This is a genomic window from Streptomyces sp. LUP47B, assembly GCF_001746295.1.
In the GTDB taxonomy this organism is placed as follows: Bacteria; Actinomycetota; Actinomycetes; order Streptomycetales; family Streptomycetaceae; genus Streptomyces.
The window spans coordinates 1-23,549 of record NZ_MJAH01000024.1 but is presented as its reverse complement, the minus strand read 5'-3'; the positions used below and the strand labels follow the sequence as shown (position 1 = coordinate 23,549).

Below are 23,549 nucleotides of genomic sequence, written 5' to 3'. Positions count from 1 at the left end.
GGATCATGCCGAACCCCCCTCACCTGCGCGTCGCCGCCCTGACCGCCACGGCCCTTCTGCTGACCTCCGTGCTGGCGGGCTGCGGCGACGACTCCCAGGACGAGGACCTGTCGGCCCAGAAGTTGAGCTGGAAGGACTGCCCGGCACCCTCCCAGGCCGAGGGCGGCGGTGAGGCCCCTTCACCGCTGCCGGGTGACGACGAGTGGCAGTGCGCCACCCTCAAGGCTCCCCTCGACTGGGCGAAGCCGAAGGGCGACACGATCGGCCTCGCCCTGATCCGGGCGAAGGCCAGTGGCGCCGAGGACAAGCGCATCGGCTCGCTCGTCTTCAACTTCGGTGGTCCCGGCGGCTCGGGCGTCACCACGCTGCCCGCCTTCGGCACGGACTACGCGAAACTGCGCACCCGCTACGACCTGGTGAGCTTCGACCCCCGCGGGGTCGGCCGCAGCGCCCCGGTGGAGTGCCTGAACGACCCCCAGCTCGACGTGTACTTCGAGCAGGACTGGACCCCTGACGACTCGGCGGAGCGCGCCGCGCTCCTGAACAACACCAAGGAGTTCAACGCGGCCTGCGAGGAGAACTCCGGGAAGACGCTGTCGCATGTGCGCACGACCGACGCGGCCCGCGACATGGACCTGATGCGCCAGGTCCTCGGCGACGACAAGCTGCACTACTTCGGCATCTCGTACGGCACCGAACTCGGCGGTGTCTACGCCCATCTCTTCCCGAAGCACGTGGGGCGCGCGGTCTTCGACGCGGTCGTCGACCCCACGCAGAACAGCGAGCAGGGTTCTCTCGGACAAGCCGAGGGCTTCCAGCTCGCGCTCGACAACTTCGCCGAGGACTGCACCTCGCAGCCCACGGACTGCCCCGTCGGCGACACCGCGCAGGACGTCAGGAACCGCATCGCCAAACTGCTGGCCGACCTCGACAGCAAGCCGATCCCCGGCATCGGGCAGCGGGTGCTGACCCAGACCGCCGCGACCAACGGCATCGCCCAGGCGCTGTACTCGAAGGACTTCTGGGAGTACCTCACCGAGGGCCTGGAGCAGGCGTACGACGGCGACGGCAGCACCCTGATGCTGCTGTCCGACTCGTTGAACGGGCGCAGCGAGAACGGCGAGTACAGCAACCTCGCCGCGGCCAACATCTCCATCAACTGCGCCGACGACAAGGCTAGGTACACCTCCGCAGACGTCGAGCGGAAGCTGCCCGAGTTCCGCGCCGCGTCCCCTCTGTTCGGCGACTTCCTGGCCTGGTCGATGGTCAGCTGCACCGACTGGCCCGTGGCGGGCGCCGCCGACCATCCCGACGTCAGCGCCACCGGATCGGCGCCGATCCTGGTCGTCGGCAACACCGGGGACCCGGCGACCCCGTACGAGGGCGCGCGCAAGATGGTGCAGGCGCTCGGAGCGGGCGTCGGGGTCGAGCTGACGTACAAGGGGCAGGGACACGGGGCGTACGACAGCAAGAACAAGTGCGTCCAGGACGCCGTGAACGGCTACCTGCTGACCGGCAAGGTGCCGACGGCCGGGACCGTCTGCTCGTAGCGCGACGAAGCCACCTCGGCCTCGGTGAAATCGCTGGTCAGAGAGTTATCCACAGGCCCCGACGGGTGTCGGGTGATCGGCATACCATGGCCGGACCGACGTTCGTGGCTCGGCACGGACGGCTGGGGAGGGGGACTGGAAATGGGGCGTTTCGTACGGTGGGCGGCTGTGACCGCCGCGGCCGCACTGCTGACGACGGGCTGCAGCGGCGGCTCCTCCGGCGACGGCGAGGGGGTGGAGCGGTCGGGCGGCGCGAGGCCCACCACCACGGGCGCGAAAGCGCTGCCCGCCGCGCTGACCTCCCAGAAGCTCGACTGGGAGCGGTGCAAGGCCACCGCGGACTCCTCCCCGCCCGGCAGAGACTGGCAATGCGCGACATTGAAGGTGCCGCTCGACTGGTCGAAGCCCGACGGCGAGACGATCGACCTCGCGCTGATCCGCTCCAAGGCCCGCGGCGGCGACCGCATCGGCTCGCTCCTGTTCAACTTCGGCGGCCCCGGCGCGTCGGGCGTCGCCGGAATGCCCGGGTACGCCGCCACCGTCTCCCTGCTCCGCGAGCGGTACGACCTGGTGAGCTGGGACCCGCGCGGGGTCGGCGCCAGCGAAGGCGTCCGCTGCCGTAGCGACAAGGAGACCCAGGCCGCCGAGGCCGTGGACCCCACCCCGGACACCCCTGCCGAGGAACGGGCGTACCTCCGGGACGCCTCCGACTTCGCCCAGGGCTGCGAGAAGGGCGTGGGCGGGCTGCTGGCGCACGTCTCGACCACCGACACCGCGCGGGACATGGACCTGATGCGCCAGGTCCTCGGCGACACCGAGGTGCACTACTTCGGCATCTCCTACGGCACCCAACTCGGCGGCGTCTATGCCCACCTGTTCCCCGAGAAGGTGGGGCGGCTGGTGCTCGACGCGGTCGTCGATCCGACCGCCGACCTGGTCGACCACCGCAAGAACCAGGCCCGGGGCTTCCAGCGCGCCCTCGACAACTACCTCGAATCCACCGGCCAGGACCCCGCGCGGGGCACCCGGAAGATCGCGGACCTGCTGGAGCGGATCGACGCGAAACCGCTGGACACGTATTCCGGGCGGAAGCTGACCCAGGTGCTGGCGTTCACCGGCATCGTCTGGCCGTTGTACCGCCAGGACAGCTGGCCCTCGCTGACCAGCGCCCTCGATACGGCCGAGCAGGGGGACGGCTCCGAACTGCTGGCGCTCGCCGACGGTTACAACGAGCGGGATCCCTCGGGGCGTTACGGCATGGTGACGCAGTCACAACGGGTCATATCGTGCTTGGACGACAAGCAGCGGCCCACGCTCGCGGCGACGAAGAAGCTGCTGCCCGAGTTCGAGCGGATCTCGCCCGTGTTCGGCCCCTTCCTCGGCTGGGACGCGGCCGGCTGGTGCCACGACTGGCCGGTGCCCGGACAGTACGAGACCCCGGAGGTGAGCGCGCCCGGTGCGGCACCGGTGCTGGTGATCGGCAACACGGGCGACCCGGCGACCCCCTACGAAGGGGCCCGCAGGATGGCGGACGAGTTGGGCAAGGGCGTCGGCGTGGAGCTCACCTGGAAGGGCGAGGGACACGGGGCGTACGGGAACGGGAGCGACTGTGTGAACTCCGCGGTGAACACGTATCTGCTGAAGGGCACGGTGCCGAAGGACGGCAAGGTCTGCGGCCGGCACGAGTAGCGGAAAGGGGCCCGGCACACCTGGTGCCGAGCCCCTTCCGGGAAAACGTGGGCCTAGTAGACCGGCTTGTCCGGCTCGATCTGGTTGACCCAGCCGATCACGCCGCCACCGACGTGCACGGCGTCGGAGAAGCCCGCGGACTTCAGCACCGCGAGGACTTCCGCACTGCGGACACCCGTCTTGCAGTGCAGGACGATCTTCTTGTCCTGCGGAAGACCCTCCAGGGCGGTGCCCATGAGGAACTCGTTCTTCGGGATCAGCTTCGCGCCCGGGATCGAGACGATCTCGTACTCGTTGATCTCACGGACGTCGATGATCTCGATGTTCTCGCCGTCGTCGATCCACTCCTTGAGCTGCTTCGGAGTGATCGTCGAGCCGGCGGCCGCCTCCTGGGCCTCCTCGGAGACGACGCCGCAGAAGGCCTCGTAGTCGATGAGCTCGGTGACGGTCGGGTTCTCGCCGCAGACCGCGCAGTTCGGGTCCTTGCGGACCTTGACCTGGCGGTACTGCATCTCGAGGGCGTCGTAGATCATCAGGCGGCCGACGAGCGGATCGCCGATGCCCGTGAGGACCTTGATCGCCTCGGTGACCTGGATGGAGCCGATGGACGCGCACAGCACGCCCAGGACGCCGCCCTCGGCGCAGGAGGGGACCATGCCGGGGGGCGGGGGCTCCGGGTAGAGGCAGCGGTAGCAGGGACCGTGCTCGGACCAGAAGACGGAGGCCTGGCCGTCGAAACGGTAGATCGAGCCCCAGACGTACGGCTTGTTCAGCAGCACGCACGCGTCGTTGACCAGGTACCGGGTCGCGAAGTTGTCGGTTCCGTCGACGATCAGGTCGTACTGACTGAAGATGTCCATCACGTTGTCGGCCTCGAGCCGCTCCTCGTGAAGGATCACGTTCACGTACGGGTTGATGCCGAGGACCGAGTCACGCGCGGACGCGGCCTTGGAGCGGCCGATGTCGGCCTGGCTGTGGATGATCTGGCGCTGCAGGTTCGACTCGTCGACCTCGTCGAACTCCACGATGCCGAGCGTGCCGACGCCCGCCGCGGCCAGGTACATCAGCGCCGGCGAGCCCAGGCCGCCGGCGCCCACACAGAGCACCTTGGCATTCTTCAGCCGCTTCTGCCCGTCCATCCCGACGTCGGGGATGATCAGGTGGCGGGAGTACCTGCGGACCTCGTCTACGGTGAGCTCGGAGGCGGGCTCGACCAGGGGTGGCAGCGACACGGGGACTCCGTTGGTCGGTCAATCACTACAGTTGTTCTCCCCGTAACACTGCCATGGCCTTCTTCATTCCGAGACACCCGTTCCGATCCGCGAGACGATTTCGTCCCAGTAGCCGGGCATGGCCTCCCAGGGGTCGACTCTGCCGCCTCGGTCCGTGCGGTCGGTGAACCAGATCGTCGAGGCGCCCTGCCAGCGCGCGATCCGCAGGGCCTCCTCGAGGTGCGGGCCCGGCACTCCGTGGACGAGGTGGCAGAAGCGGGCGGGCGGGTAGTCGGCGGTCCACTCGGCCACCTGCGACCAGCGGTAGTCGCTCCAGGGGCCGGAGAAGGTGACCAGCTGGTCGGCGGTCTCGACGTAACCGGGGTGCGGGTGGGTGCCGTGGCCGAGGACGATGTGGGCATCGTCACGGAGCGCGCGGAGCGCGGTGACGGTGCGGCGGACTTCGGGGAGCGCGGCGTGTTCGGCCGGGCAGTGGTCCAGGAGGAAGCCGTCGACCTGGTACCAGTCGACGTAGCGGTGCGCCTCGGGGACCAGTTCGCCGTAGGTGCGGACTCCGGAGGTGTCGAGGTGACCGAGGACGCGGACGCCCGCGTTGCGCAGTCGGCCGGCCGCTTCGAGGCAGTGCGGGTCGGGGCGGGCACCGGGTCCGTCGGCGACGTTGAGGACGGCCCAGTGCAGTGGGGTGCCGGGGCGGGTGAGTTCGGCCCATTCGGCGGGGGCGACCAAGGGGTGGGCGAAGCCGGGGGCACCGAGGCCGGCGCGCAGGTCGGTGCTCGGCGTGCTTGTCTCCGTGCTGGTCAGATGCGGCATGCCGCCTCCATCCAGATGTCGGCGAGGGACTCTTCGAGGTTGATCCGGGGGCGCCAGCCGAGCCGGTCGCGTGCGGTGCGCACGTCGGCCTGCTGCCAGCTGCCGCAGCCGTCGGGGTACGGGTACGCGACGGGTCCCGCGTGGTCCGACTCGGAGCGGGGATGCCCGATGGTCGCCCTGAGCTGGCCGGGAGGACCGTCGAGTTCATGGAGGGCGCCGCCGTATCCGGCGACCCGGGCCAGGATGGCGGCGGCGTCGCGGAGGCGGACGGCACGGCCCGAGCCGATGTTGATGACACCCTGTGCGGCGGAGAGCGAGGCCGCGTGGACGGCGCGGGCCACATCGCGGACGTCGATGAAGTCGCGCTGGGCGCCGAGGCCGGCGAGTTTCAGTTCGCCGTCGCCGGACTGCATGGCGCGGCGCATGGCCTCGGCGAGACGGCCGAGCGGGGAGCCCGCGGGAGTGCCGGGACCCGCCGGTGAGAAGACCCGCAGGACGACCGCGTCCAGGCCGGACCCCAGGACCAGTTCGGTGGCGGCGAGTTTGCTGACGCCGTACGGACCGCCGGGGCGGGGGACGGCGTCCTCGGCCGTGGAGGAGCCGGGCTGGCTGGGGCCGTACTCCGCGCCGCAGCCGATCTGCACGAGCCGGGCACCACAGCGGCTGCGCCGCAGGGCCTCACAGACGGTGGCGACCGCGACCGTGTTGTGGCGGGTGAGTTCGCGGGCACCGCCGCGGGTGGCGCCGGCGCAGTTGACGACGACGCCCGGGTGGACCGCGTCGAGGAAGCGGGTGAGGGCGCCCGGGCTGCCCGACGCGAGGTCGAAGCGGACGTCGGCGTCGTCACCGCGGCCGAGCGCGGTGAGCTGGACGGCGGGGTCGGCGAGCAGGCGGTCGGCGACGAAGCGGCCGAGGTAGCCGTTGGCTCCGATCAGCAGGACTCTCATCGGGCTGCTCCCGGGGCCTTGGGGGCAGGTCGGGAGGTGGTCATTGCGGGTTCTCCTTCGGGAGGGGCTTGCGAGTTGCCACCGGCTTGGGGCCGGGGTGCCTGCGGCGGCCTGTGAGGGTTCAGCGGGGCGGTTGCGCCCACGGCGGGCGGGTGGCCGCGCCTACGGCGGGTGGGTCGCTCGGGGCCGGGTCAGCACGGGTCCTCCGCCTGGGCGTGGGCCGAGGCCCTCGTCAGCTTGCGGAACCCGTGGATCAGCAGGGCCAGGGCGCCGAGCCCGCAGGAAAGGGTCTGGATGCCGCCCGCGCCCCAGAGGTCCACGAGGGCGTCCACCGGAGCGGTCAGGAAGCCGCAGCCCGGTAGCCGGGAGGCGAAGGCCGCGGCCAGGGCCGTCGCCTGGGCTGTCGTAGCGGCGGTGAGCACCACCGCGGGGGCGTGGGTGAAGCCGTGGACGGTGAGGAGGCGGGCTAGAAAGAGGAGGGCGCCCAGGGCGATGACCTGTGGGTGGGCGGAGGGTTCGTCCAGGGCTGCGCCGGACAAGGCGGAGAGAGCCGTCAGGGCGCACAGGTACAGGGCGAACGTGCCGAGCAGCAGGGGGCGTACGGAGGCCGCGAAGTCCTCCAGTCCTCGACTGACTGTCAGTTTGCGGCGGGCGCCCGCCGCGAAGAGGTGGGCGGACCAGGCTGCCGGAGCGCAGGACAGGGCCAGGGCGAGCACGGGAGCCGTGGCCATGGGCCAGGGGGCGTCGGCGGCGCCCGTGGGCAGGGCGTCGGGACCGCCGGTCACGGCCGCCGTCAGGAGACCGTCACCCAGGGCCGCGTAGGCGAGGAGCCAGTACGTCCAGGTGGAGGTGCCGGTGGTGGGTGCGCGGTCGGGGATGCCGAGGGGGCCGCGGGACAGGGCCGCACGCATGGCCAGGGACACGGCCAGGAAGCCCACCAGGGCGGCGACCAGGCGGGACTGGCCGTCGGTGAGGCGGACGCCGGCCACCGTGGCCGCGCACAGGGCGCCGGGGAGGAGGGTGAGCAGGGCCCAGTCGGCACGAGCCTTGGTTGCTTGCTCCGCCGTGGGGGGCGGGGGCGTCTCGCCGTCCCTCGGGACGCGGGCGTACATCTCCTCGGCGAGGGAGAAGACGTCCCGGTGCCGGAAGCGGGCGGCAGTGCGGTCGGTGACGCCGTGGGCTTCGAGACCTGCGGCGATCTCCAGGGGGTCCACGGCCCGTTCGCACAGCTCCCGGTGACGGTGCATCAGGGCCTTCACCGGGTCGGCGGGGGAACGGCGGGTGGGGCCTGGGGTGGCGGCCTTGCGGCCGGTGGAGACCTCGGGCGCGCGGGGGGCGGGTGCCAATGGGTCCGCGCCCTCCGAAATGTGCGCGTCCGTGTCTCCCGACAACGCCGGGGCGTGCGCGCCGGTATCTCCGGGGGCCATGGGGGACTCAGAGGTGCGCGCGGCGGCGCCCCCGGAAGCTTCGCCGGTGAGTGTGTGGGCGACGCCCGCCTCAGACCTTCCGGCCCCTCCGGACTCCTCGGATCCTCCGAACTCGTCTGGTTTATCTCGGCTCTTCATGGCTCGCAGCTCCGAAGTACCCGACGCTCCCGATGCCCCGACGCGCCCCGTGTCGCCATCCATCCCCCGCCCGCCGGCCCCCGAGCTGCCCGCGGCGCCCGGGCGGCCGAGTCCCACCTCGCTCATCCGGACGCTCCTTCCGTGGCGGCGAAGGGAGGTGTCGCGCGGACCGGGGGTCCCGCGGCCCAGCCTGGGCCGCTTCGGGCCACGACGTGGGGGTTGAGCTCGGCCCAGTGGCCGGGGACATGGGCCTCGGCGGGGGCGGCGAACGGGAGGGGCTCGCCGGTGGCGTCCAGCACGACCCGGCGGACCGGCGTGTGCGAGACGATCTCCAGGTAAATGCTGTGAAATGCCGCGATGTTCTGTTCCACGGTGAACAGTTCCAGTGCGCGGGCGCGCGCGGCGGCACCGAGGCGCTCACGTCGCTCGGGGTCGCGCAACAGCGTCACGCACGCCTCCGCGAGCGCCTTCGGGTTGCGCGGCGGGACGACGAGCCCCGTGCCGCCGATGACCTCCACCACCGCGCCGACGTCGGTGGACACGGTGGCCCGGCCGCAGAACATGGCCTCGACCAGGCTGATCGGGAAGCCTTCGACGACGCTGGACAGGACGGTGACCGCGCCCGAGGCGTATGCCTCGGCGAGTGTCGGCACCTCGGGACCGCCGATCTCCTCGAAGGAGACAGGGTTGTCGCCGACATCGTGCAGCCCCTCCGCCTCGTCCGGGAAGAGCTGGGCGGCCAGTGCCTTGCAGTGCCCCAGATAGGCCGCGCCCTCGGGGCCGGTGGGCGCGCCGACGATTCTCAGCCGGGTCTTGGGCTCCTCCTTGCGGATCTCCGCGAAGGCGTGGAGGAGGGAGATCAGATCCTTGGCGGGTTCGACGCGACCCACCCAGACCAGCCGGTCCGGGTCCCCGCAGTCAGCGGACTCCCCCACGTCCATGAAGCGGGTGGCGTCCATGCCGGGGTAGACCGTGCGCAGCTTCTCCCGGTCGGCGCCGCAGCGCTCCTGCCAGCGGCGGGCATGAGTGTTGCCGGGCGTGACGACCGCGGCCCGCCGGTAGGTCTCGGTGGCCAGCCGGCCGTGGAAGGCTGCGAGCAGGGCCCGTACGGCGGGAGCGGACTCGGTGTCGGCCAGGTAGTGCGTGCGCAGCCGCACGCCGTACTCGGTCACCAGCAGCGGGACGCCGCAGAAGTGGTGCGCGAGGAGACCGGGCAGGGCGGCCGGCCCTCCGGAGGCCGCGTGGCACAGGTCGACCGCGCCGAGGGCGTCGTCCTCGTACCAGTCGAGCGAGAGGGGGCGCAGGGCGCGCTCCAGGTGCGCGGCGACAGCCAGCAGATCCGGTACGCGCGCCTCGCGCGCCGTCTGCCGGGCGCCGGGTGCGCGACAGGCGCGCTCCAGGGCGCGTACGGCGGTCTCGGAGCGGAGCGCCCCCACCAGTCCGCCCTCGTCGCGGGCGAGTTCGGCGAGCCCGTACAGAGCGCTGGCGAAACGGTCCGCCTCGACGGCCGACGACTCCCCCGAGGCGTCGCCGACCCCGCCTTCGCACAGCGCCGCCGCCAACCCGCCGTAGGACTCGGCGAACCGACGGCGCGCCCGCCTGCCGTAGACCACCCCGTCGTCCGCCGCGGTCCACAGCGGAGCCGTGATGACCCGGCCGATCTGCGGCGGCAGCTGGACCCAGCCCTCGTCCTCCTGGCGCTCGCTGCGACTGAGCGCGTAGATGTCGAACTCGTGCTGCTCCAGGCCGCGCACGAGCCGGTCGCACCAGAGCCTGGCGTCACCGTTCACATACGGATAGCCACCCTCCGTAAGCAGTCCTATGCGCACGAGTGCGCCCCCGATCTCCCGTGTCGAGAGCCGCCGTTGGCCCGGCGGCTCGCAGCGGGACGAACGTATGCGGACAAGGCGGTGGCGCGACGGACGGTTGTCCATCGCGCCACCAAAAGGGGTGAACGGTCGTAACTTTCCCGTGCGGATCGCGTTCGGTCGCGCTAGGAGATCATGTGGACACGGAACGTCAGGTCACGGCCACTTCCCGGCGCTCCGCCCTGCGCCGGGCCGCGATCCGCGGATCGAGCGCCGGTACGGCGGCCAGGAGCTGCTTGGTGTAGGGGTCCCGGGGGTTGTCGTACACCTCGTCGGCGGGACCGGTCTCGACGATCCGGCCGCGCCGCATCACGGCGACCCGGTCGCTGACCTGGCGTACGACGGCGAGGTCGTGCGCGACGAAGACCAGCGCGAGTCCGAGCTCCCGCTGCAACTCGCCGAGCAGGGCGACCACCTGGGCCTGGGTGGTGACGTCGAGAGCGGAGACCGGTTCGTCGCAGACGATGACGCGCGGGTCGGCCGCGAGCGCCCGCGCGATGCCCACGCGCTGGCGCTGGCCGCCGCTGAACTCGTGCGGATAGCGGTCGTGGTGCGCCCCTTCGAGCCCCACGCGCTCCAGGAGTTCCGTCACGCGCCCCCTGATCCGCTTCTCGTCCCGTTCACCACGCGCGCGGAGCGGGTCGGCGATCGACTCGCCCACGCTGCGGCGTGGGTTCAAGGAGGAGACGGGGTCCTGGAAGACCATCTGGACTGCCGGGTTCACGCCCACGCGCGCGTGGCCGTCGTGACGGACCTCGCCCGCCGTCGGCTCCAGCAGCCCGACCAGCATGCGCCCCAGGGTCGTCTTGCCGCTGCCGCTCTCGCCGACGACGCCGAGGGTCTCGCCGCGGTGGATGGTCAACGAGACGTCGTCGACGGCCGCGAAGGCCTTCTTGCCGCGCCCGAACTCGCGCCGCAGGCCCCTCGCTTCGAGGACCACCTCGCCGGACGCCCGGGAAGGCGCCCGAGGCGCGTCCACGCGCGGTACGGCGGCGAGCAGTTCCCGCGTGTACGCCTGCGCGGGCGCCCCGAGCACCGCGCCGACCGGCCCCTGCTCGACCGCGCGACCGTGCCGCATGACGAGCACGTCGTCGACGCTCTCGGCGGCGACGCCCACGTCGTGCGTGACGAGCAGCAGGCCCATGCCGGTCTCCTGGCGCAGGGTGTGCAGCAGGTCGAGGATCTGGGCCTGGACGGTCACGTCGAGCGCGGTCGTCGGCTCGTCGGCGATCAGCAGGCCGGGCTCGCAGGCCAGCGCCATCGCGATGAGGGCGCGCTGACGCATGCCGCCGCTGAACTCGTGCGGACGGGCCCGGGATCGCCGTACGGCGTCCGGAATGCCGACCCGGTCCAGCACCTCCACCGCCCGCGCGCGTGCCGCTCGTCGCGACACGCGCGTGTGCACGCGGTACACCTCGGCGATCTGGTCGCCGATCGCGTAGTACGGGTCCAGGGACGACAGCGGGTCCTGAAAGACCATCGCGGCCCTCGCGCCCCGCAGCCGCCGCAGGTCGTCGTCCGACGCCCGCTGTACGTCCACCTCGGCGACCTCGACCGAGCCGCCCACGCGCGCGCCCGTACCGCGGTGCAGCCCCAGCAGGGCCGAGGCGACGGTGGACTTGCCGGAGCCGGACTCGCCGACCAGGGCGAGGGCGGCGCCCTGCTCCAGGCGGAAGGAGAGGCCGTCGACGGCGCGCAGGTCGCCGAACTCGACGGTCAGGTCCGTGACATGGACGAGGCTCATGCGAGCACCACCCGTCGGTCGGCCACCGCGTACAGGACGTCCGCGACGGCGTTGGCGAGCACCACGAAGAACCCGATGACCAGGACCATCCCGACGACGACCGGGAGGTCGACGACGCTGACGGCGTGGACCAGTTCCTGGCCGATGCCGGGCAGGCCGAACAGGGACTCGACGAGCACGGCCCCGCCCACCGCGCTGCCGAAGTCGTTGGCGTTCAGGGCGATGATCGGCGCCAGGGCCCCGCGCAGGGCGTGCCGCCCGACGATCGACCGCTCGCCGACGCCGTAGGCCCGGAAGGTGCGGATGTGGTCCTCGGCGAGCGTCTCGAGCATCGACGCACGGGTCAGCCGGGCGAAATAGGCCGCCTCGGCGAGGGCGAGCGTGACCCACGGCAGCAGCAGGCCCCACATCCACTGCTCGGGGTCGTCGGAGAAGGCGACGTACTCCGGGAAGGGCAGGAGCTCCAGCTGTCCGCAGACCACGATCATCAGGACGAGACCGATGACGAAGACGGGTGTGGCGACTCCCGCGAGGGTGAGGCCGGTCAGCGCGCGCTCGGTGAAGCGGCCGCGCCGCCAGGCGGAGAGCACGCCGGTGCCGACGCCCAGCAGCAGCCAGAGCACCATCGCGCCGACCACCAGCGACAGGCTGACGGGCAGCTTGTTCAGGATGATCTGCGTGACCTGCTGGTCGCTCTGGTACGACAGCCCGAGGCAGGGCGCCGGGCAGTGCTCTACCGAGGTGCCGGTGGAGTAGTCGTGGCCCGCGACGATGCCCTGGAGGAAATGCCAGTAACGCAGGTACAGCGGGTCGTCGAGACGGAGTTGCTGGGCGACCTGGTGCACCTGTTCCGGCGAGCAGCGGGGGCCGCAGGTGATCTGGGCGACGTTGCCGGGAGTGGCGTAGAAGACCACGTAGATGATGACCGAGAGGGCGAGCAGGGTGAGTACGGCGCTCACGGTCCGGCGCAGGGCGAATCCGGTGAAGCCGCTCATGCGGTGCCCTCCTTTCCGGCCTTGGACTCCTGCTTGCGGCCTGTGCCGATGCGCAGGCGGGAGGCCGCGCGCGGGTCGAGGGCGGTGCGGACGCCGTCGCCGAGGACGGTGAGCGCGAGGACGGTGAGGAACAGCGCGGCCGCGGGCAGCAGCAGGTACTGCGGGGCCGCCTGGTACCAGACGTCGGCCGAGGAGAGCATCTGTCCCCAGGACGGGGTGGGCGGCTTCACGCCGACGCCGAGGAAGGACAAGGAGGCCTCGATGCTGATGTTCGCCGGCACCATCAGTGCCGCGTAGGTGATGACGGGCGCGGCGAGACCGGGGAGCAGTTCCCGGCGAGCGATCCGCAGGGTGCCCCAGCCGCTCAGCCGGGCGGCGGCCACGTAGTCGAGTTCCTTGAGGGAGAGCGTCTGGGCGCGCGCGATCTTGCCGATCGTGCCCCAGGCGACGAAGCCGATGATGAGCGCGACCAGGACCGGCCGCGGGAAGCTGCTCGGCACGATGGCCAGCAGCGCGAGCGCCATGATCATCAACGGCATGGCCACGATGATGTCGGTGATCCGGCTCAACAGTTGATCAACCCATCGGTTGCCGAGCGCGGCCGCGACGCCCACGACGACACCGAGGAAGACCTGTACGGCGGTCGCGGTCAGCGCGACGCCCAGGGAGACCCGGGCGCCGTACAACAGGCGCGCGAACAGGTCGCGTCCGGTCTGCGGTTCGACGCCGAGCCAGTGGTCCGCGCTGATGCCTCCGAAGGACCCGATGGGCACACCGCCGCGCGCGGAGTCCACCAGGGAGGGGTGGTAGGTGGTCGGGTCCTGGCCCTCCAGCGCGCTGAGCAGGGGCGCCGCGAGCGCCAGCAGGACGAGCAGTGCGACGACGAACGCCGCGACCATGGCGGCGCGCTGCGTCCGCAGCCGCCGCCAGAACTGACGTGCCCCCGAGGTCCCCGCGGCGGACGCCTCGGGAACCTCGGTGGCGACAAGTGCCTCGCTCATCGGGTTACTTGACCGCGACCTGCGAGATGTCCAGCACACCGGTCCAGTCGCTGATCACGACGTTCTTGATGTCCTTGCCGTACAGCCGCTTGTAGACCGGGTGGAACAACGGCACGGTCAGTGCCTGCTCGCCGATCTTCTTGTCCAGTGCGCCCCAACGCTTGGCGGCAGCGTCAAGATCGGTCAACTTGTTGATCGCGTCAATCTCGTCATTGACCGACTTGTCATTGAGCAGGCCCGTGTTGAAGTTCGCGCCGTCCTTGACGATCTGCCGGCCGTCGAAGATCGGGGCGAGGAAGGGCCCACCGGAGGGCCAGTCGGCACCCCAGTGGGCGAGGAAGAAGCCGGGCTCGGTCTTCACACTGTGGATGGTGTCCGAGTAGTCGTTCTCCTCCAGGCCCTGGAGCTTGACCGTGATGCCGGCCTTCTTGAGCGCGTCCTGGATCGCGGTCGCGATCTCGGGGCTGGTCTCGAAGTCCTTGGCGTTGGAGTGGGTGAGCGTGACCGTGAGCCCCTTCGGGTAACCGGCCTGCTTCAGCAGCTCCTTGGCCTTCGCCGCGTTGCCCGTCGCCCCTGCCGGGAAGAGGTCGTACGGCTCGTAGCCGAAGGACTTCTGGTTCGGCAGGAAGGTGGTGGCGGCCTCGGCGAGCGCGCTGCCGCCGGCCGCGTTCACGACGGAGGACCGGTCGATGGCGTACGAGATCGCCTGGCGCACCTTGACGTCGTCGAACGGCTTGACCGTCGGGTTGAACCCTATGTAGTTGGTGTAGCCGAAGTGCCCGGTGCCGACGCGGGAGGCGAGCTCCTTGTCGCCCGTCACCTTGGCGAGTTCGGCCGGGCCGAGGTTGGTGTCCGTGGTGACCGCGGCGGCGTCCGCACTCTGGGACGCCGACAGCCGCTGGTTGATCACCGATGAGTCGAGCCCTGACTTGACGTCGATCCTGTCCGGGTACGCCTTGCGCTCGGCGTCCGTGGAAGTGGACCAGTACGTGTTGCGCTCCAGGACGAGATGCTCACCGTCGTTCTGGTTGGTGACGACCTTGTACGGGCCGGACGAGACGGGGTGCTCCTCGTACTTCGTACCCGTGTCCTTGGCCTTCGGGACCGGCGTGAACTGCGTCTGGGTGGCCAGGTACGGGAACTCGCCCTCGGGCTTGTTCAGATGGAAGACGATGGTGCGGGCGTCCGGCGTCTCGATGGCCGCGAGACCCTTCTTGTCCTTGTACGGCCCCTGGTAGTCCGCCGCGCCGACCAGCCAGTCCCGCAGGTAGGGGGCGCCGCCGGAGAGTTCGGGCGCGAAGGAGCGCTCGATGCCGTACTTGATGTCGGCCGAGGTGATCGCGGTGCCGTCCTCGTACTTGAGCCCGGCCTTCAGCGTGTATGTCCACACGGTCGCGTCCTTGTTGGGGCGCCCGAGGTCGGTCGCGAGGTCGGGGACGACCTTGGCACCGGCGGCGCCGTTCTCGCGGTTGCGGGTGGTGAGGGTGCGGAAGACGAGCGAGGGCACGTTGCCGCCGCCGGAGGTGTACAGGCGTGCGGGGTCGAAGTCCTGCTGCGGGTTGGAGTTCAGCACCGTGAGGGTGCCGCCCTTGTGGGGCGTGGAGTCGCCACCGGAGCTCTTGGCATCGTTGTCCTCAGGGCCGCAGGCGGCGGCGCCCGCTGCCAGAACCAGGCTTACGGATACCGCTGCCACACGGCGCGTGGTGAGGAACGGTGGACGCATCGGAGACGACCTCTCGAAATGATGAGTCTCGAATGGCGAGACGGATTGACGAAGGGTGAGACGAAAGTGGACAGACGTCTGCCCCGGCGTCGGGTCGTCGAAAGAGTCGTGACCGAGGCCACGGAGAAATGCGGGATTCGCGACGCGCGCGCCTGAGGGCGGGCGTCAGCGACAGAGAATGTCGGCCACGCAGAGCGGGGTCACACCGATGAGCGCCAGCTGGATGGCGGCGCTGCTCTCGGTGACATGACTAGACCACATGCGCAGCAATATGTACGACCGGATCAACCCATGTCAATGTGACATGGGCACCATCCGTCAACTCCCGGGGTAGGCCCAGGGGTTGGCCCGGCAGTGGATGCCGTCGTGGTCGAGGAACTTTGTCTGCTGCTGCATCACCGGCGCGAGCTCGCCGTTCTTGTCGCAGGTGACATGGGAGTAGCCGAGGCGGTGACCGACTTCATGGTTGATCAACATTTGACGGTAGGCATGGATCTGATCACCGTATGTGGTTGATCCCTGCGCCCATCGATACGCGTTGATCATCACGCGTTCGGTGGCGGCCGAGTCGCACGAGACGTTGTCCTCGGTGGTGTCGAGGCCGGACTTGGCGCACCAGTCGGCCGTGGTGCCGGGACTGGCGAGCGTGACCACGAAGTCGGGCTTGCCCGAGTAGACGCGCTCGAAGGTCCGGGCACCGCCATGGGCCCAGCTGCGGTCGTCGTTGAGCGTCTTCTGCACGGCCTCGGCGAAGAGTTCGCCGTCGAGTCCGAGACCCTGTTCCACGTCCACGCGGTAGGTGTACTTCTGTCCCTTGCCGGGCGCCTTGTCGACGCCCTGGACCGCGTCGAACTTCCCCGAGCCGTCGAGCTTGGCGCTGAGCGGGTACTTGATGCCCATCGCCTGGTCGTACGGCAGCGTCGCCACACTGGCCGAGGAGGACGGCGTCGGCTGCCCGTCCGCACCCGTGGCGGAGTCGCGGGCGTCCCGGGCCTGGTCGGTCGCGGACTGTGTGCCCACGGCGGTGTCGTGCCCGCCGGTGACCTGCCCCGCCACGACGACGGCGAGCACGGTGACGACGGCGGCGGCCGCGATGCCGGTGAACGCCCGGCCCTTGCCGCCCTTGGCCACCGGCGGCGGGTCGGCCGGCGGCGCGTCGCCGGAGTCGGGGCGGGCGTCCTCGTCGGGGTCGGTGTCGCCGGCGTCGGGCCAGTCGGTGACCGAGCCGTACGGGTCGGAGTGGTGCGCGGTGGCGGGGTACGCGGAGGCGGACGCGCGGGCCCCTGTGGCGGGACCGTTCGCGGGAACAGGGCCGCGGGGTCCACGAGGGCCGCCGGGCGCGAAGGCGTCGACCTCGTCGGTGAACGCGTCGAGGTAGTCCTGTCGTGGCCCCGACCTCGACCGCGACGGGCCCTGCCGCTGCCGCGGAGGAGCGGCTCCCGGTCCGGCGGCGGCGTGCCCGTCCGGCCCCTGATCGCTCAACTCCCCCCAGCCACCGCCGGATTCACGCTGCTCGGGATGGCCACCACGGGCCCGGGGGACGCCATGGGCCGGGGTGCCGTCGGGCAGCCGCGGGAAACCGTGCGGGGGCGTCCCGTCCGGGACGCGCCGCGGACCTTGGCCGGCCGGACCGTCGGACACACGAGGAACCCCACGCGCCGGCGTGCCGTCGGCCAGCCGAGGAAAGCCGTGCGCGGGGGTGCCGTCGGGAACCCGGGGAAACCCGTGCGCCGGTGTCCCGTCCCCAAGCCGAGGAACGCCACGCGCGGGCGTGCCATCCGCAAGCCGGGGGAAGCCATGTGCGGGGGTGCCATCGGGAACCCGAGGAAATCCCTGCGCGGGTGTCCCGTCCCCAAGCCGAGGAACGCCACGCGCGGGCGTGCCATCCGCAAGCCGCGGGCCGCCCTGCGCAGGCACCCGATACCCGGCAGCGTCGACCCCGGGCCCAGCCCCGGGTGCCCCACGGTCGGGCCCCCGGCCTCCCTGCGCCCTCTGCCGAGCAGCCTGCGGCGCCGGAGCGGCGGAAGTCGGCGTCCGTCCCCGGCCGGTCGCCTCCGAGCCGAGATTCCGGCCGGTCGCCTCCGCGCCGAGACCCGGGCCGACGCCTCGCGCCCCTCCGGCACCCGCCCGGCCCGTAACCCCCGGCCCGAAACCCTCGACGCCCCGCACTCCTTCAGCGCCCGCCCGGCCCGTAACCCCCGGCCCAAAACCCTCGACGCCCCGCACTCCTTCAGCGCCCGCCCGGCCCGTAACCCCCGGCCCAAAACCCTCGACGCCCCGCACTCCTTCAGCGCCCGCCCGGCCCGTAACCCCCGGCCCGAGACCCTTGGCGCCCGCGCGGCTGCCCGGATCGGCCTGTTCGGAACTGCCCCTGTCGGGCCCCTTCTTGGGAGCGGACCCGCGTCGACTGTGGCGTCCCACGCCCCGCCTCAGCTCCCCACAGTCGTGGCGTCGGCCCCGTCACCGGAGGCCGTCGCGGCATCGCCGCTGTCAGCGGAGGCCCCCACGGAGCCGTCACGCCTGTCAGAGCCTCCCACGGAACCGTCGGAAGGCCCCCTGTCCGCCGCGAAGTCCCGGAACGCCCCCGCCACCGTCTCCGGGTACTCCATCATCGCCACGTGCCCCGCCTCCGGCAGGGTCAGCAGTCGGGAGTCACGGAAGACCCGGGCCGCCTTCTGGGCCATGCGGAAGCCGACGAGCTGGTCACGGCCGCCGTAGACGAGGAGCGTGGGCGCGAGAACACGCTCGGCCTGACGCCACAGCGCGTGCTGGCCGCCCAGGGTGTAGGCGTTCACCAGCCCGCGCGCGGAACGCGTCATCGCGTCCCAGAAGTACGGCAGTTGCAGCCGCCGCTCCATCTCCTCCACCGCGTACCGGAAGCCGTCCGGAGTGACCCGCCCGGGGTCGCCGTAGCACAGGGCCATGACCCCGCGGACGCGCTGCTCGGCCGTCCAGTCCTTGCTGAACCGGGTGAACAGACCGGCCACGCCGGGCACCGCCAGCAGCCCCGTGGGCACGGCGCTGCGCTGGACGCGGATCTCCGGGAGGGCCGGCGAAACGAGGGTGAGGGTGCGCACCAGGTCGGGCCGCACCGCTGCCACGCGCGTGGAGACCGCGCCGCCGAGGGAGTTCCCGAAGAGGTGGACGGGACCGCGGCCGGACGCGTCGAGAAAACGGATCACCGCGCGCGCGTGTGCGGTGATCGAGTAGTTGCCGTCGTCCGGAGGCGGCGAGTCACCGAAGCCCGGCAGATCGACGGCCTCGCCGTCGACGTCGCCCTCCAGCTGCTCCATCAGCGCCGACCAGTTCTGCGAGGAACCGCCCAGGCCATGGACGTACAACGCGGGCGGCAGCCCCTCGCGCGCGGGTGGTCTCGAACGCACCGTGAGAGTGATCCCCGGCAGCCCCACCGACCTGATCCGCTCGCCCTCGCCGACCCTGACGGGTGCCACCTTCGGAAGGACGGTGGCGGGCGGCACGAAGGGCAGCTCGGTCGAAGACATGGGGCAATGTTACGAGACGATCACGCAGTGGTTCGTGTGTTCGCCATCACAGAGCACGTGTACGAGGCGTGCTCGGCGGCGGCGCCCACATCGCATGGCATCCAGATCGTGTGTCTCCTAGGCTCGTACGCAGGGCACCCGAATGTGGCCCCCTGTGTACATCAGGGACGTTCTAGGAAGGGAGCCCACCATGGCCTACGACCCCACCGACCCCGAGGCCTTCACCGACCCCGAGGCCTTCACCGATTCCGAGGCCGTCGAGGAGGACGACGTCGTCGAGCTCGACGTCGAGGCCCCCGAGGGCGACGCGGCAGAGCAGCACACCGACATCGCGCCCGACCGCGACGACCCCCTGACCGGCGTCGACCCCGACCGGGCCAACGAGGCCGACCTCGTCGAACAGGCCAGGGTCGTCTCGCTCGACGAGGACGACTATCGGTGACGTCGGCCCGGCCTGGCGCCGAGCGGCCGACAAAGCACTCATCAGCACATTCCCTGGCAGGAACGGGGCGGCCAGTGCCCACTAGATGACCTTTTGAAACCTTTGGGCGGTTTTCGTCACCGTCCGGTCCGTGAAATTCTGCGTTCGCACCGCGCACAGCACGGTTACCGAAAAGTACGATGGCGGCGCGGCGCACACCGCATGTGGACGACATTGGGAGGCGGCGTGACAGCCATCGAGCAGACAGAGGCGGCACGCCCGCGCGGGACGCGCCTGCCGCGCCGTGCCCGACGGAACCAGCTGCTGGGCGCCGCGCAGGAAGTGTTCGTGGCGCAGGGCTACCACGCGGCCGCGATGGACGACATCGCCGAGCGCGCCGGCGTCAGCAAGCCGGTGCTCTACCAGCACTTCCCGGGCAAGCTCGATCTCTATCTCGCGCTGCTGGACCAGCACTGCGAGTCCCTGATCCTGGCGGTGCGCACCGCGCTCGCGTCGACGACCGACAACAAGCAGCGCGTACGGGCGACCATGGACGCCTATTTCGCGTACGTCGAGGACGACGGCGGCGCCTTCCGCCTGGTCTTCGAGTCGGACCTGACGAACGAGCCCGCGGTGCGCGAGCGCGTCGACAAGGTCACCGTCGAGTGCGCCGAGGCGATCTCCGAGGTGATCGCGGAGGACACCGGCCTCTCGCGCGCGGAGTCGATGCTGCTCGCCTCGGGCCTCGGTGGCCTCGCCCAGGTGGTGGCCAGGTCCTGGCTGCACAGCGACCGCAGCGTCCCGCGCGACCAGGCGGTCCAACTGCTCACGTCACTGGCGTGGCGGGGCATCGCCGGATTCCCGCTGCACGGCATGGAGAACCACTGAGAGCACCACTGAGAGCACCACTGAGAGCACCGCTGGGACCAGCACTTCGACCCGCACGCGCGCGTGCGGGTCGTTTGTTCCCGTCCGTTGTTCGCTGTTGGCGTTCTCGCGCGGAACGTGTACGTCCCCTCACCGGGCTAATGTGTGCTGGGTACGGCGCGGAAGGCCGCGCACTTCACTGACCGTCGGAGGGACATAGCCGTGGAGGTCAAGATCGGCGTGCAGCACGCGCCCCGCGAGATCGTTCTGGAGAGCGGTCAGAGCGCCGAGGAGGTCGAGCGGGCGGTGTCGGAGGCCCTGGCCGGCAAGTCCCAGCTGCTGAGCCTGGTGGACGAGCACGGCCGCAAGGTCCTCGTCCCGGCCGACCGTCTGGCGTACGTCGAGCTCGGTGAGCCGGCTCCGCGCAAGGTGGGCTTCGGCGCGCTGTAGGCAGACAGACGGAGAGGGGCCCGGCGACCGGTGGTCGCCGGGCCCCTCTTCGCGCCGCGGGCGGCATTCCTTTGTCCAGGTTTCTTTTCTCCACGTATGGAGCACGGGGAGCACCCGGAGGAGGATTGCATTCCGCAGGTCACGGGTATGACGGGCTACGACCGTGATGCGCAGTGTGGCCGTGTGGGAGGGACCCCATGATGTTGTTCGAAGCGCTCGGCTCCGCTCTGCTCGGTCTCGTACTGGCAGGGGTGGCGGTACACCGCCTCGCCCACCGCCTGCCGGCCCGCTCCCTGGTCCTCGCGACGGGCACCGCGGGAGGCCTCTTCGGCGCCTTCCTGACCCACACCGCGCTGGGCCCGGGCAACATTTTGCTGATCCTGCTGGGCGCGGCAGTGGTCTCGGTGGCGTCACTGTCCCTGCTCCTGCGGCCGAACGGCAGGCTGCGCCGATCAGCGCCGGCGTAGGGGGACTGCGCGACCCGCCACAACGAACCCACGGCCGCCGACAGGGCACAGCCCCCCGAGCTGCCGGACGCTAGGCGGCCAGGCCCAGTGCGGCCATCCGCTTCGTGTGCGCCTCGGTGATCCGCGAGAACATCCGTCCCACCTCGGCGAGGTCGAACCCGTCAGCGACGCCCCCGACGAGCATCGTCGACAGCGCGTCCCGGTCGGCGACGACCCGCTGCGACTGCGAGAGCGCCTCCCCCATCAACCGCCGCGCCCACAGGGCCAGTCGACCGCCCACCCGCGGTTCCGCGTCGATCGCCGCCCGCACCTTCTCGACGGCGAAGCCGGCGTGCCCGGTGTCGTCGAGGACGGCCAGCACCAGCTCGCGCGAGTCCGCGTCGAGCCGTGCAGCGACCTCCCGGTAGAAGTCACTGGCGATCGAGTCGCCGACGTACGCCTTGACGAGCCCCTCCAGCCAGTCCGACGGAGCCGTCTGCCGGTGGAAGCCGTCGAGTGCCGCGACGAACGGCTCCATCGCGAGCGTCGGCTCCTCGCCGATCTCGGTCAGCCGGTCGCGCAGCTTCTCGTAGTGGTGGAACTCGGCCGACGCCATCTTCGCCAGCTCCGCCTTGTCCGACAGCGTCGGCGCCAGCTTCGCGTCCTCCGCGAGCCGCTCGAAGGCCGCCAGTTCGCCGTACGCGAGCGCGCCGAGCAGGTCGACGACCGCGGCTCGGTACTGCGGGTCGGCGGAGGCCTTCGTCCAGTCCTGGGCGGCGACTCCGGTGGGTTCGGCAGGGGTCTCGGAGGCGTTGTCGGGCTTGTCAGAGGTCGTCATGAAGCGCACAATAGCCCGCTCTCCGGACGGCGGAAGGTCCTGGTCAATCAGTGTGACGACGACTACGTGACCAAATCGGCCATCGCATGTGCACGATTCCGGGGTATGGTGGTAATGCGCCTGCTGGTACGACGGCACTTCATGAGTGCACCGAACCTCGACAGGCCGCACGTATGAGGATGCCCGGTCGGTGGCCCGATCGGCTCCGACCCGACAGCCCTCCTCGCCCGTACGGCACTGTGCGTACGAAGTTCGGAGGGGGACCCTCAGCGGTACGAGCGCTAGAGCGTCGGCAGTGGTCCCGTGCCATTACGGCTTAGCCCGTAAGGCAGCCGACGTCCCCAGCACGGTAGACGACCCCCCGCGCTCGCCTCGCACCGCGCACACAGAAGAGGCAGCACCCTGACTACGACCTTCCGCGATCTCGGGATTCTCACCGAGACGGCCGAGGCTCTCGAAGCCGTCGGCATCATCAACCCGTTCCCCATCCAGCAGATGACGCTCCCGGTAGCCCTCTCCGGCTCCGACGTCATCGGCCAGGCCAAGACCGGCACCGGCAAGACGCTGGGCTTCGGCCTTCCGCTCCTCGAGCGCGTCACCGTCCCCGCCGACGTCGAGGCCGGCCGCGCCAAGCCCGAGGCCCTCACCGACGCCCCGCAGGCGCTCGTCGTGGTCCCCACGCGCGAGCTGTGCACCCAGGTCACCAACGACCTGCAGACCGCGGGCAAGGTACGCAACGTACGCGTTCTCGCCATCTACGGCGGCCGCGCCTACGAGCCCCAGGTCGAGGCCCTCAAGAAGGGCGTCGACGTCGTCGTCGGCACCCCGGGCCGACTGCTTGACCTCGCGGGCCAGAAGAAGCTCAACCTCGGCCACATCAAGGCGCTCGTCCTCGACGAGGCCGACGAGATGCTCGACCTGGGCTTCCTGCCCGACGTCGAGAAGATCATCAACATGCTGCCGGCCCGCCGCCAGACGATGCTGTTCTCGGCGACCATGCCGGGCGCCGTCATCGGTCTCGCGCGCCGCTACATGTCGCAGCCCACGCACATCAACGCCACCTCGCCCGACGACGCGGGCAGGACGGTCGCGAACACCAAGCAGCACGTGTACCGCGCGCACAACATGGACAAGCCCGAGATGGTCGCGCGCATACTGCAGGCCGACGGCAGGGGACTGGTCATGGTCTTCTGCCGCACCAAGCGCACCGCGGCCGACCTGGCCGACCAGCTCCAGCAGCGCGGTTTCGCCGCCGGCGCGGTCCACGGCGACCTGGGCCAGGGCGCCCGTGAGCAGGCGCTGCGCGCCTTCCGCAACGGCAAGGTGGACGTCCTCGTCTGCACCGACGTCGCCGCCCGCGGTATCGACGTCGAGGGCGTCACGCACGTCATCAACTACCAGTCTCCCGAAGAGGAGAAGACGTACCTGCACCGCATCGGCCGTACCGGCCGCGCGGGTGCCAAGGGCATCGCGATCACCCTCGTCGACTGGGACGACATCCCGCGCTGGCAGCTGATCAACAAGGCGCTCGAGCTCAACTTCAACGATCCGCCGGAGACGTACTCCACCTCCCCGCACTTCTACGAGGAGCTGAGCATCCCCGCGGGCACCAAGGGTGTCCTGCCGCGGGCCGACCGCACACGCGCGGGGCTCGCCGCGGAGGAGCTGGAGGACCTGGGCGAGCCGGGCGGACGCGGTGCACGCGGCCGCGGTGACCGTGACCGGGGTCGCGGGCGTGGTGGCCGGGACGAGTCCCGCACCGCCGACCCGGAGCGTTCGGAGCGTACGCCGCGCCGTCGCCGTCGTACCCGTGGTGGCGGCTCGCCGGACGCGCCGGCCCCCGTCGAGGCGGTCGCCCCGTCGGAGACCACCGCGGTCGAGGACACCACCGCGCCCCGCA

At 71.1% G+C, this 23,549-nt stretch carries 20 protein-coding genes; 7 read left to right on the top strand and 13 right to left on the bottom strand.

Translation table 11 applies throughout. From position 1 onward, the window contains the following. Nucleotides 1-5 precede the first annotated feature (5 nt). Together BFN33_RS44130 and BFN33_RS44125 are read left to right on the top strand one after the other, a co-directional pair. On the top strand, nt 6-1,550 hold the full coding sequence (locus tag BFN33_RS44130; RefSeq protein ID WP_069765865.1) for an alpha/beta hydrolase: 1,545 nt from the start codon (nt 6-8) through the stop codon (nt 1,548-1,550). Between the two features lie 141 nt (nt 1,551-1,691). Next, entirely contained in the window at nt 1,692-3,239 is a 1,548-nt protein-coding gene (locus BFN33_RS44125) for an alpha/beta hydrolase (RefSeq protein ID WP_069765864.1), read from the top strand. Nucleotides 3,240-3,292: 53 nt separating this feature from the next. Here the strand turns inward: BFN33_RS44125 and moeZ are convergent, their stop codons facing one another. From moeZ to BFN33_RS44070, 12 genes are all read right to left on the bottom strand, one after another. Further along, nucleotides 3,293-4,471 carry an adenylyltransferase/sulfurtransferase MoeZ gene (moeZ, locus tag BFN33_RS44120; protein ID WP_069765863.1) on the bottom strand — a complete coding sequence of 393 codons (1,179 nt, stop codon included), beginning with the start codon at nt 4,469-4,471 and terminating at the stop codon, nt 3,293-3,295. A gap of 63 nt (nt 4,472-4,534) precedes the next feature. Continuing rightward, a complete protein-coding gene (locus tag BFN33_RS44115; RefSeq protein ID WP_069765862.1) occupies nt 4,535-5,281 on the bottom strand; it encodes a spherulation-specific family 4 protein in 747 nt (248 codons plus the stop codon). After that, nucleotides 5,269-6,228 carry an NAD(P)-dependent oxidoreductase gene (locus BFN33_RS44110; protein WP_069765861.1) on the bottom strand — a complete coding sequence of 320 codons (960 nt, stop codon included), beginning with the start codon at nt 6,226-6,228 and terminating at the stop codon, nt 5,269-5,271. Before BFN33_RS44110 ends, BFN33_RS44115 begins: the two co-directional genes overlap by 13 nt. 191 nt (nt 6,229-6,419) lie before the next feature. Next, a complete protein-coding gene (locus tag BFN33_RS44105) occupies nt 6,420-7,655 on the bottom strand; it encodes a hypothetical protein (protein ID WP_256123038.1) in 1,236 nt (411 codons plus the stop codon). 260 nt (nt 7,656-7,915) lie between these two features. Further along, nucleotides 7,916-9,727, bottom strand: a complete 1,812-nt coding sequence (locus tag BFN33_RS44100; RefSeq protein WP_305144243.1) for a DUF3492 domain-containing protein — start codon at nt 9,725-9,727, stop codon at nt 7,916-7,918. Nucleotides 9,728-9,812: 85 nt separating this feature from the next. Further along, the gene (locus BFN33_RS44095; protein WP_069765859.1) at nt 9,813-11,405 is read right to left on the bottom strand and encodes an ABC transporter ATP-binding protein; all 1,593 of its coding nucleotides are present in this window, start codon (nt 11,403-11,405) and stop codon (nt 9,813-9,815) included. Next, a complete protein-coding gene (locus BFN33_RS44090; protein ID WP_069765858.1) occupies nt 11,402-12,400 on the bottom strand; it encodes an ABC transporter permease in 999 nt (332 codons plus the stop codon). Before BFN33_RS44090 ends, BFN33_RS44095 begins: the two co-directional genes overlap by 4 nt. Then, nucleotides 12,397-13,401: an ABC transporter permease gene (locus tag BFN33_RS44085; RefSeq protein WP_069765857.1), complete on the bottom strand. Its 1,005-nt coding sequence runs from the start codon at nt 13,399-13,401 to the stop codon at nt 12,397-12,399. Before BFN33_RS44085 ends, BFN33_RS44090 begins: the two co-directional genes overlap by 4 nt. A gap of 4 nt (nt 13,402-13,405) precedes the next feature. Next, the gene (locus BFN33_RS44080; protein WP_069765856.1) at nt 13,406-15,124 is read right to left on the bottom strand and encodes an ABC transporter substrate-binding protein; all 1,719 of its coding nucleotides are present in this window, start codon (nt 15,122-15,124) and stop codon (nt 13,406-13,408) included. A 165-nt stretch (nt 15,125-15,289) separates the two neighbouring features. Further along, nucleotides 15,290-15,385, bottom strand: coding sequence for an Ms4533A family Cys-rich leader peptide (locus BFN33_RS55730; protein WP_370743381.1), 96 nt, complete (start codon nt 15,383-15,385; stop codon nt 15,290-15,292). A 57-nt stretch (nt 15,386-15,442) separates the two neighbouring features. Beyond that, nucleotides 15,443-17,041, bottom strand: a complete 1,599-nt coding sequence (locus BFN33_RS44075; protein ID WP_079141337.1) for a DUF3152 domain-containing protein — start codon at nt 17,039-17,041, stop codon at nt 15,443-15,445. Between the two features lie 512 nt (nt 17,042-17,553). Continuing rightward, nucleotides 17,554-18,627 (bottom strand): alpha/beta fold hydrolase, encoded by a 1,074-nt coding sequence (locus tag BFN33_RS44070; protein ID WP_069765854.1) that lies wholly within the window; start codon nt 18,625-18,627, stop codon nt 17,554-17,556. Nucleotides 18,628-18,817: 190 nt separating this feature from the next. Between BFN33_RS44070 and BFN33_RS44065 the strand changes: the two genes are divergently transcribed. The 4 genes from BFN33_RS44065 (at nt 18,818) to BFN33_RS44050 (ending at nt 20,832) form a co-directional block, all read left to right on the top strand. Beyond that, nucleotides 18,818-19,069: a hypothetical protein gene (locus tag BFN33_RS44065; RefSeq protein WP_069765853.1), complete on the top strand. Its 252-nt coding sequence runs from the start codon at nt 18,818-18,820 to the stop codon at nt 19,067-19,069. A gap of 225 nt (nt 19,070-19,294) precedes the next feature. Beyond that, nucleotides 19,295-19,936 (top strand): TetR/AcrR family transcriptional regulator, encoded by a 642-nt coding sequence (locus BFN33_RS44060; protein ID WP_069765852.1) that lies wholly within the window; start codon nt 19,295-19,297, stop codon nt 19,934-19,936. Nucleotides 19,937-20,137: 201 nt separating this feature from the next. Then, nucleotides 20,138-20,365, top strand: a complete 228-nt coding sequence (locus BFN33_RS44055; RefSeq protein ID WP_019754243.1) for a DUF3107 domain-containing protein — start codon at nt 20,138-20,140, stop codon at nt 20,363-20,365. A gap of 197 nt (nt 20,366-20,562) precedes the next feature. Continuing rightward, nucleotides 20,563-20,832 carry a hypothetical protein gene (locus tag BFN33_RS44050; RefSeq protein WP_079141336.1) on the top strand — a complete coding sequence of 90 codons (270 nt, stop codon included), beginning with the start codon at nt 20,563-20,565 and terminating at the stop codon, nt 20,830-20,832. A gap of 70 nt (nt 20,833-20,902) precedes the next feature. Here the strand turns inward: BFN33_RS44050 and BFN33_RS44045 are convergent, their stop codons facing one another. Next, nucleotides 20,903-21,658, bottom strand: coding sequence for a ferritin-like fold-containing protein (locus BFN33_RS44045; protein ID WP_069765851.1), 756 nt, complete (start codon nt 21,656-21,658; stop codon nt 20,903-20,905). A gap of 486 nt (nt 21,659-22,144) precedes the next feature. Here BFN33_RS44045 and BFN33_RS44040 point away from each other — a divergent pair. After that, a partial coding sequence (locus BFN33_RS44040; protein ID WP_141758063.1) for a DEAD/DEAH box helicase occupies nt 22,145-23,549 on the top strand: 1,405 nt, incomplete at its 3' end.

Excerpts from the sequence above, each read along its gene's own strand:
- BFN33_RS44105 (WP_256123038.1), bottom strand. The coding sequence starts at position 7,655 with ATGGCCCCCGGAGATACCGGCGCGCACGCCCCGGCGTTGTCGGGAGAC.
- BFN33_RS44125 (WP_069765864.1), top strand. The coding sequence starts at position 1,692 with ATGGGGCGTTTCGTACGGTGGGCGGCTGTGACCGCCGCGGCCGCACTG.
- BFN33_RS44085 (WP_069765857.1), bottom strand. The coding sequence starts at position 13,401 with ATGAGCGAGGCACTTGTCGCCACCGAGGTTCCCGAGGCGTCCGCCGCG.
- BFN33_RS44130 (WP_069765865.1), top strand. The coding sequence starts at position 6 with ATGCCGAACCCCCCTCACCTGCGCGTCGCCGCCCTGACCGCCACGGCC.
- BFN33_RS44090 (WP_069765858.1), bottom strand. The coding sequence starts at position 12,400 with ATGAGCGGCTTCACCGGATTCGCCCTGCGCCGGACCGTGAGCGCCGTA.
- BFN33_RS44115 (WP_069765862.1), bottom strand. The coding sequence starts at position 5,281 with ATGCCGCATCTGACCAGCACGGAGACAAGCACGCCGAGCACCGACCTG.
- BFN33_RS55730 (WP_370743381.1), bottom strand. The coding sequence starts at position 15,385 with ATGTGGTCTAGTCATGTCACCGAGAGCAGCGCCGCCATCCAGCTGGCG.
- BFN33_RS44065 (WP_069765853.1), top strand. The coding sequence starts at position 18,818 with ATGGCCTACGACCCCACCGACCCCGAGGCCTTCACCGACCCCGAGGCC.
- BFN33_RS44070 (WP_069765854.1), bottom strand. The coding sequence starts at position 18,627 with ATGTCTTCGACCGAGCTGCCCTTCGTGCCGCCCGCCACCGTCCTTCCG.
- BFN33_RS44050 (WP_079141336.1), top strand. The coding sequence starts at position 20,563 with ATGATGTTGTTCGAAGCGCTCGGCTCCGCTCTGCTCGGTCTCGTACTG.
- BFN33_RS44110 (WP_069765861.1), bottom strand. The coding sequence starts at position 6,228 with ATGAGAGTCCTGCTGATCGGAGCCAACGGCTACCTCGGCCGCTTCGTC.
- BFN33_RS44095 (WP_069765859.1), bottom strand. The coding sequence starts at position 11,405 with ATGAGCCTCGTCCATGTCACGGACCTGACCGTCGAGTTCGGCGACCTG.
- BFN33_RS44100 (WP_305144243.1), bottom strand. The coding sequence starts at position 9,727 with ATGGACAACCGTCCGTCGCGCCACCGCCTTGTCCGCATACGTTCGTCC.
- BFN33_RS44080 (WP_069765856.1), bottom strand. The coding sequence starts at position 15,124 with ATGCGTCCACCGTTCCTCACCACGCGCCGTGTGGCAGCGGTATCCGTA.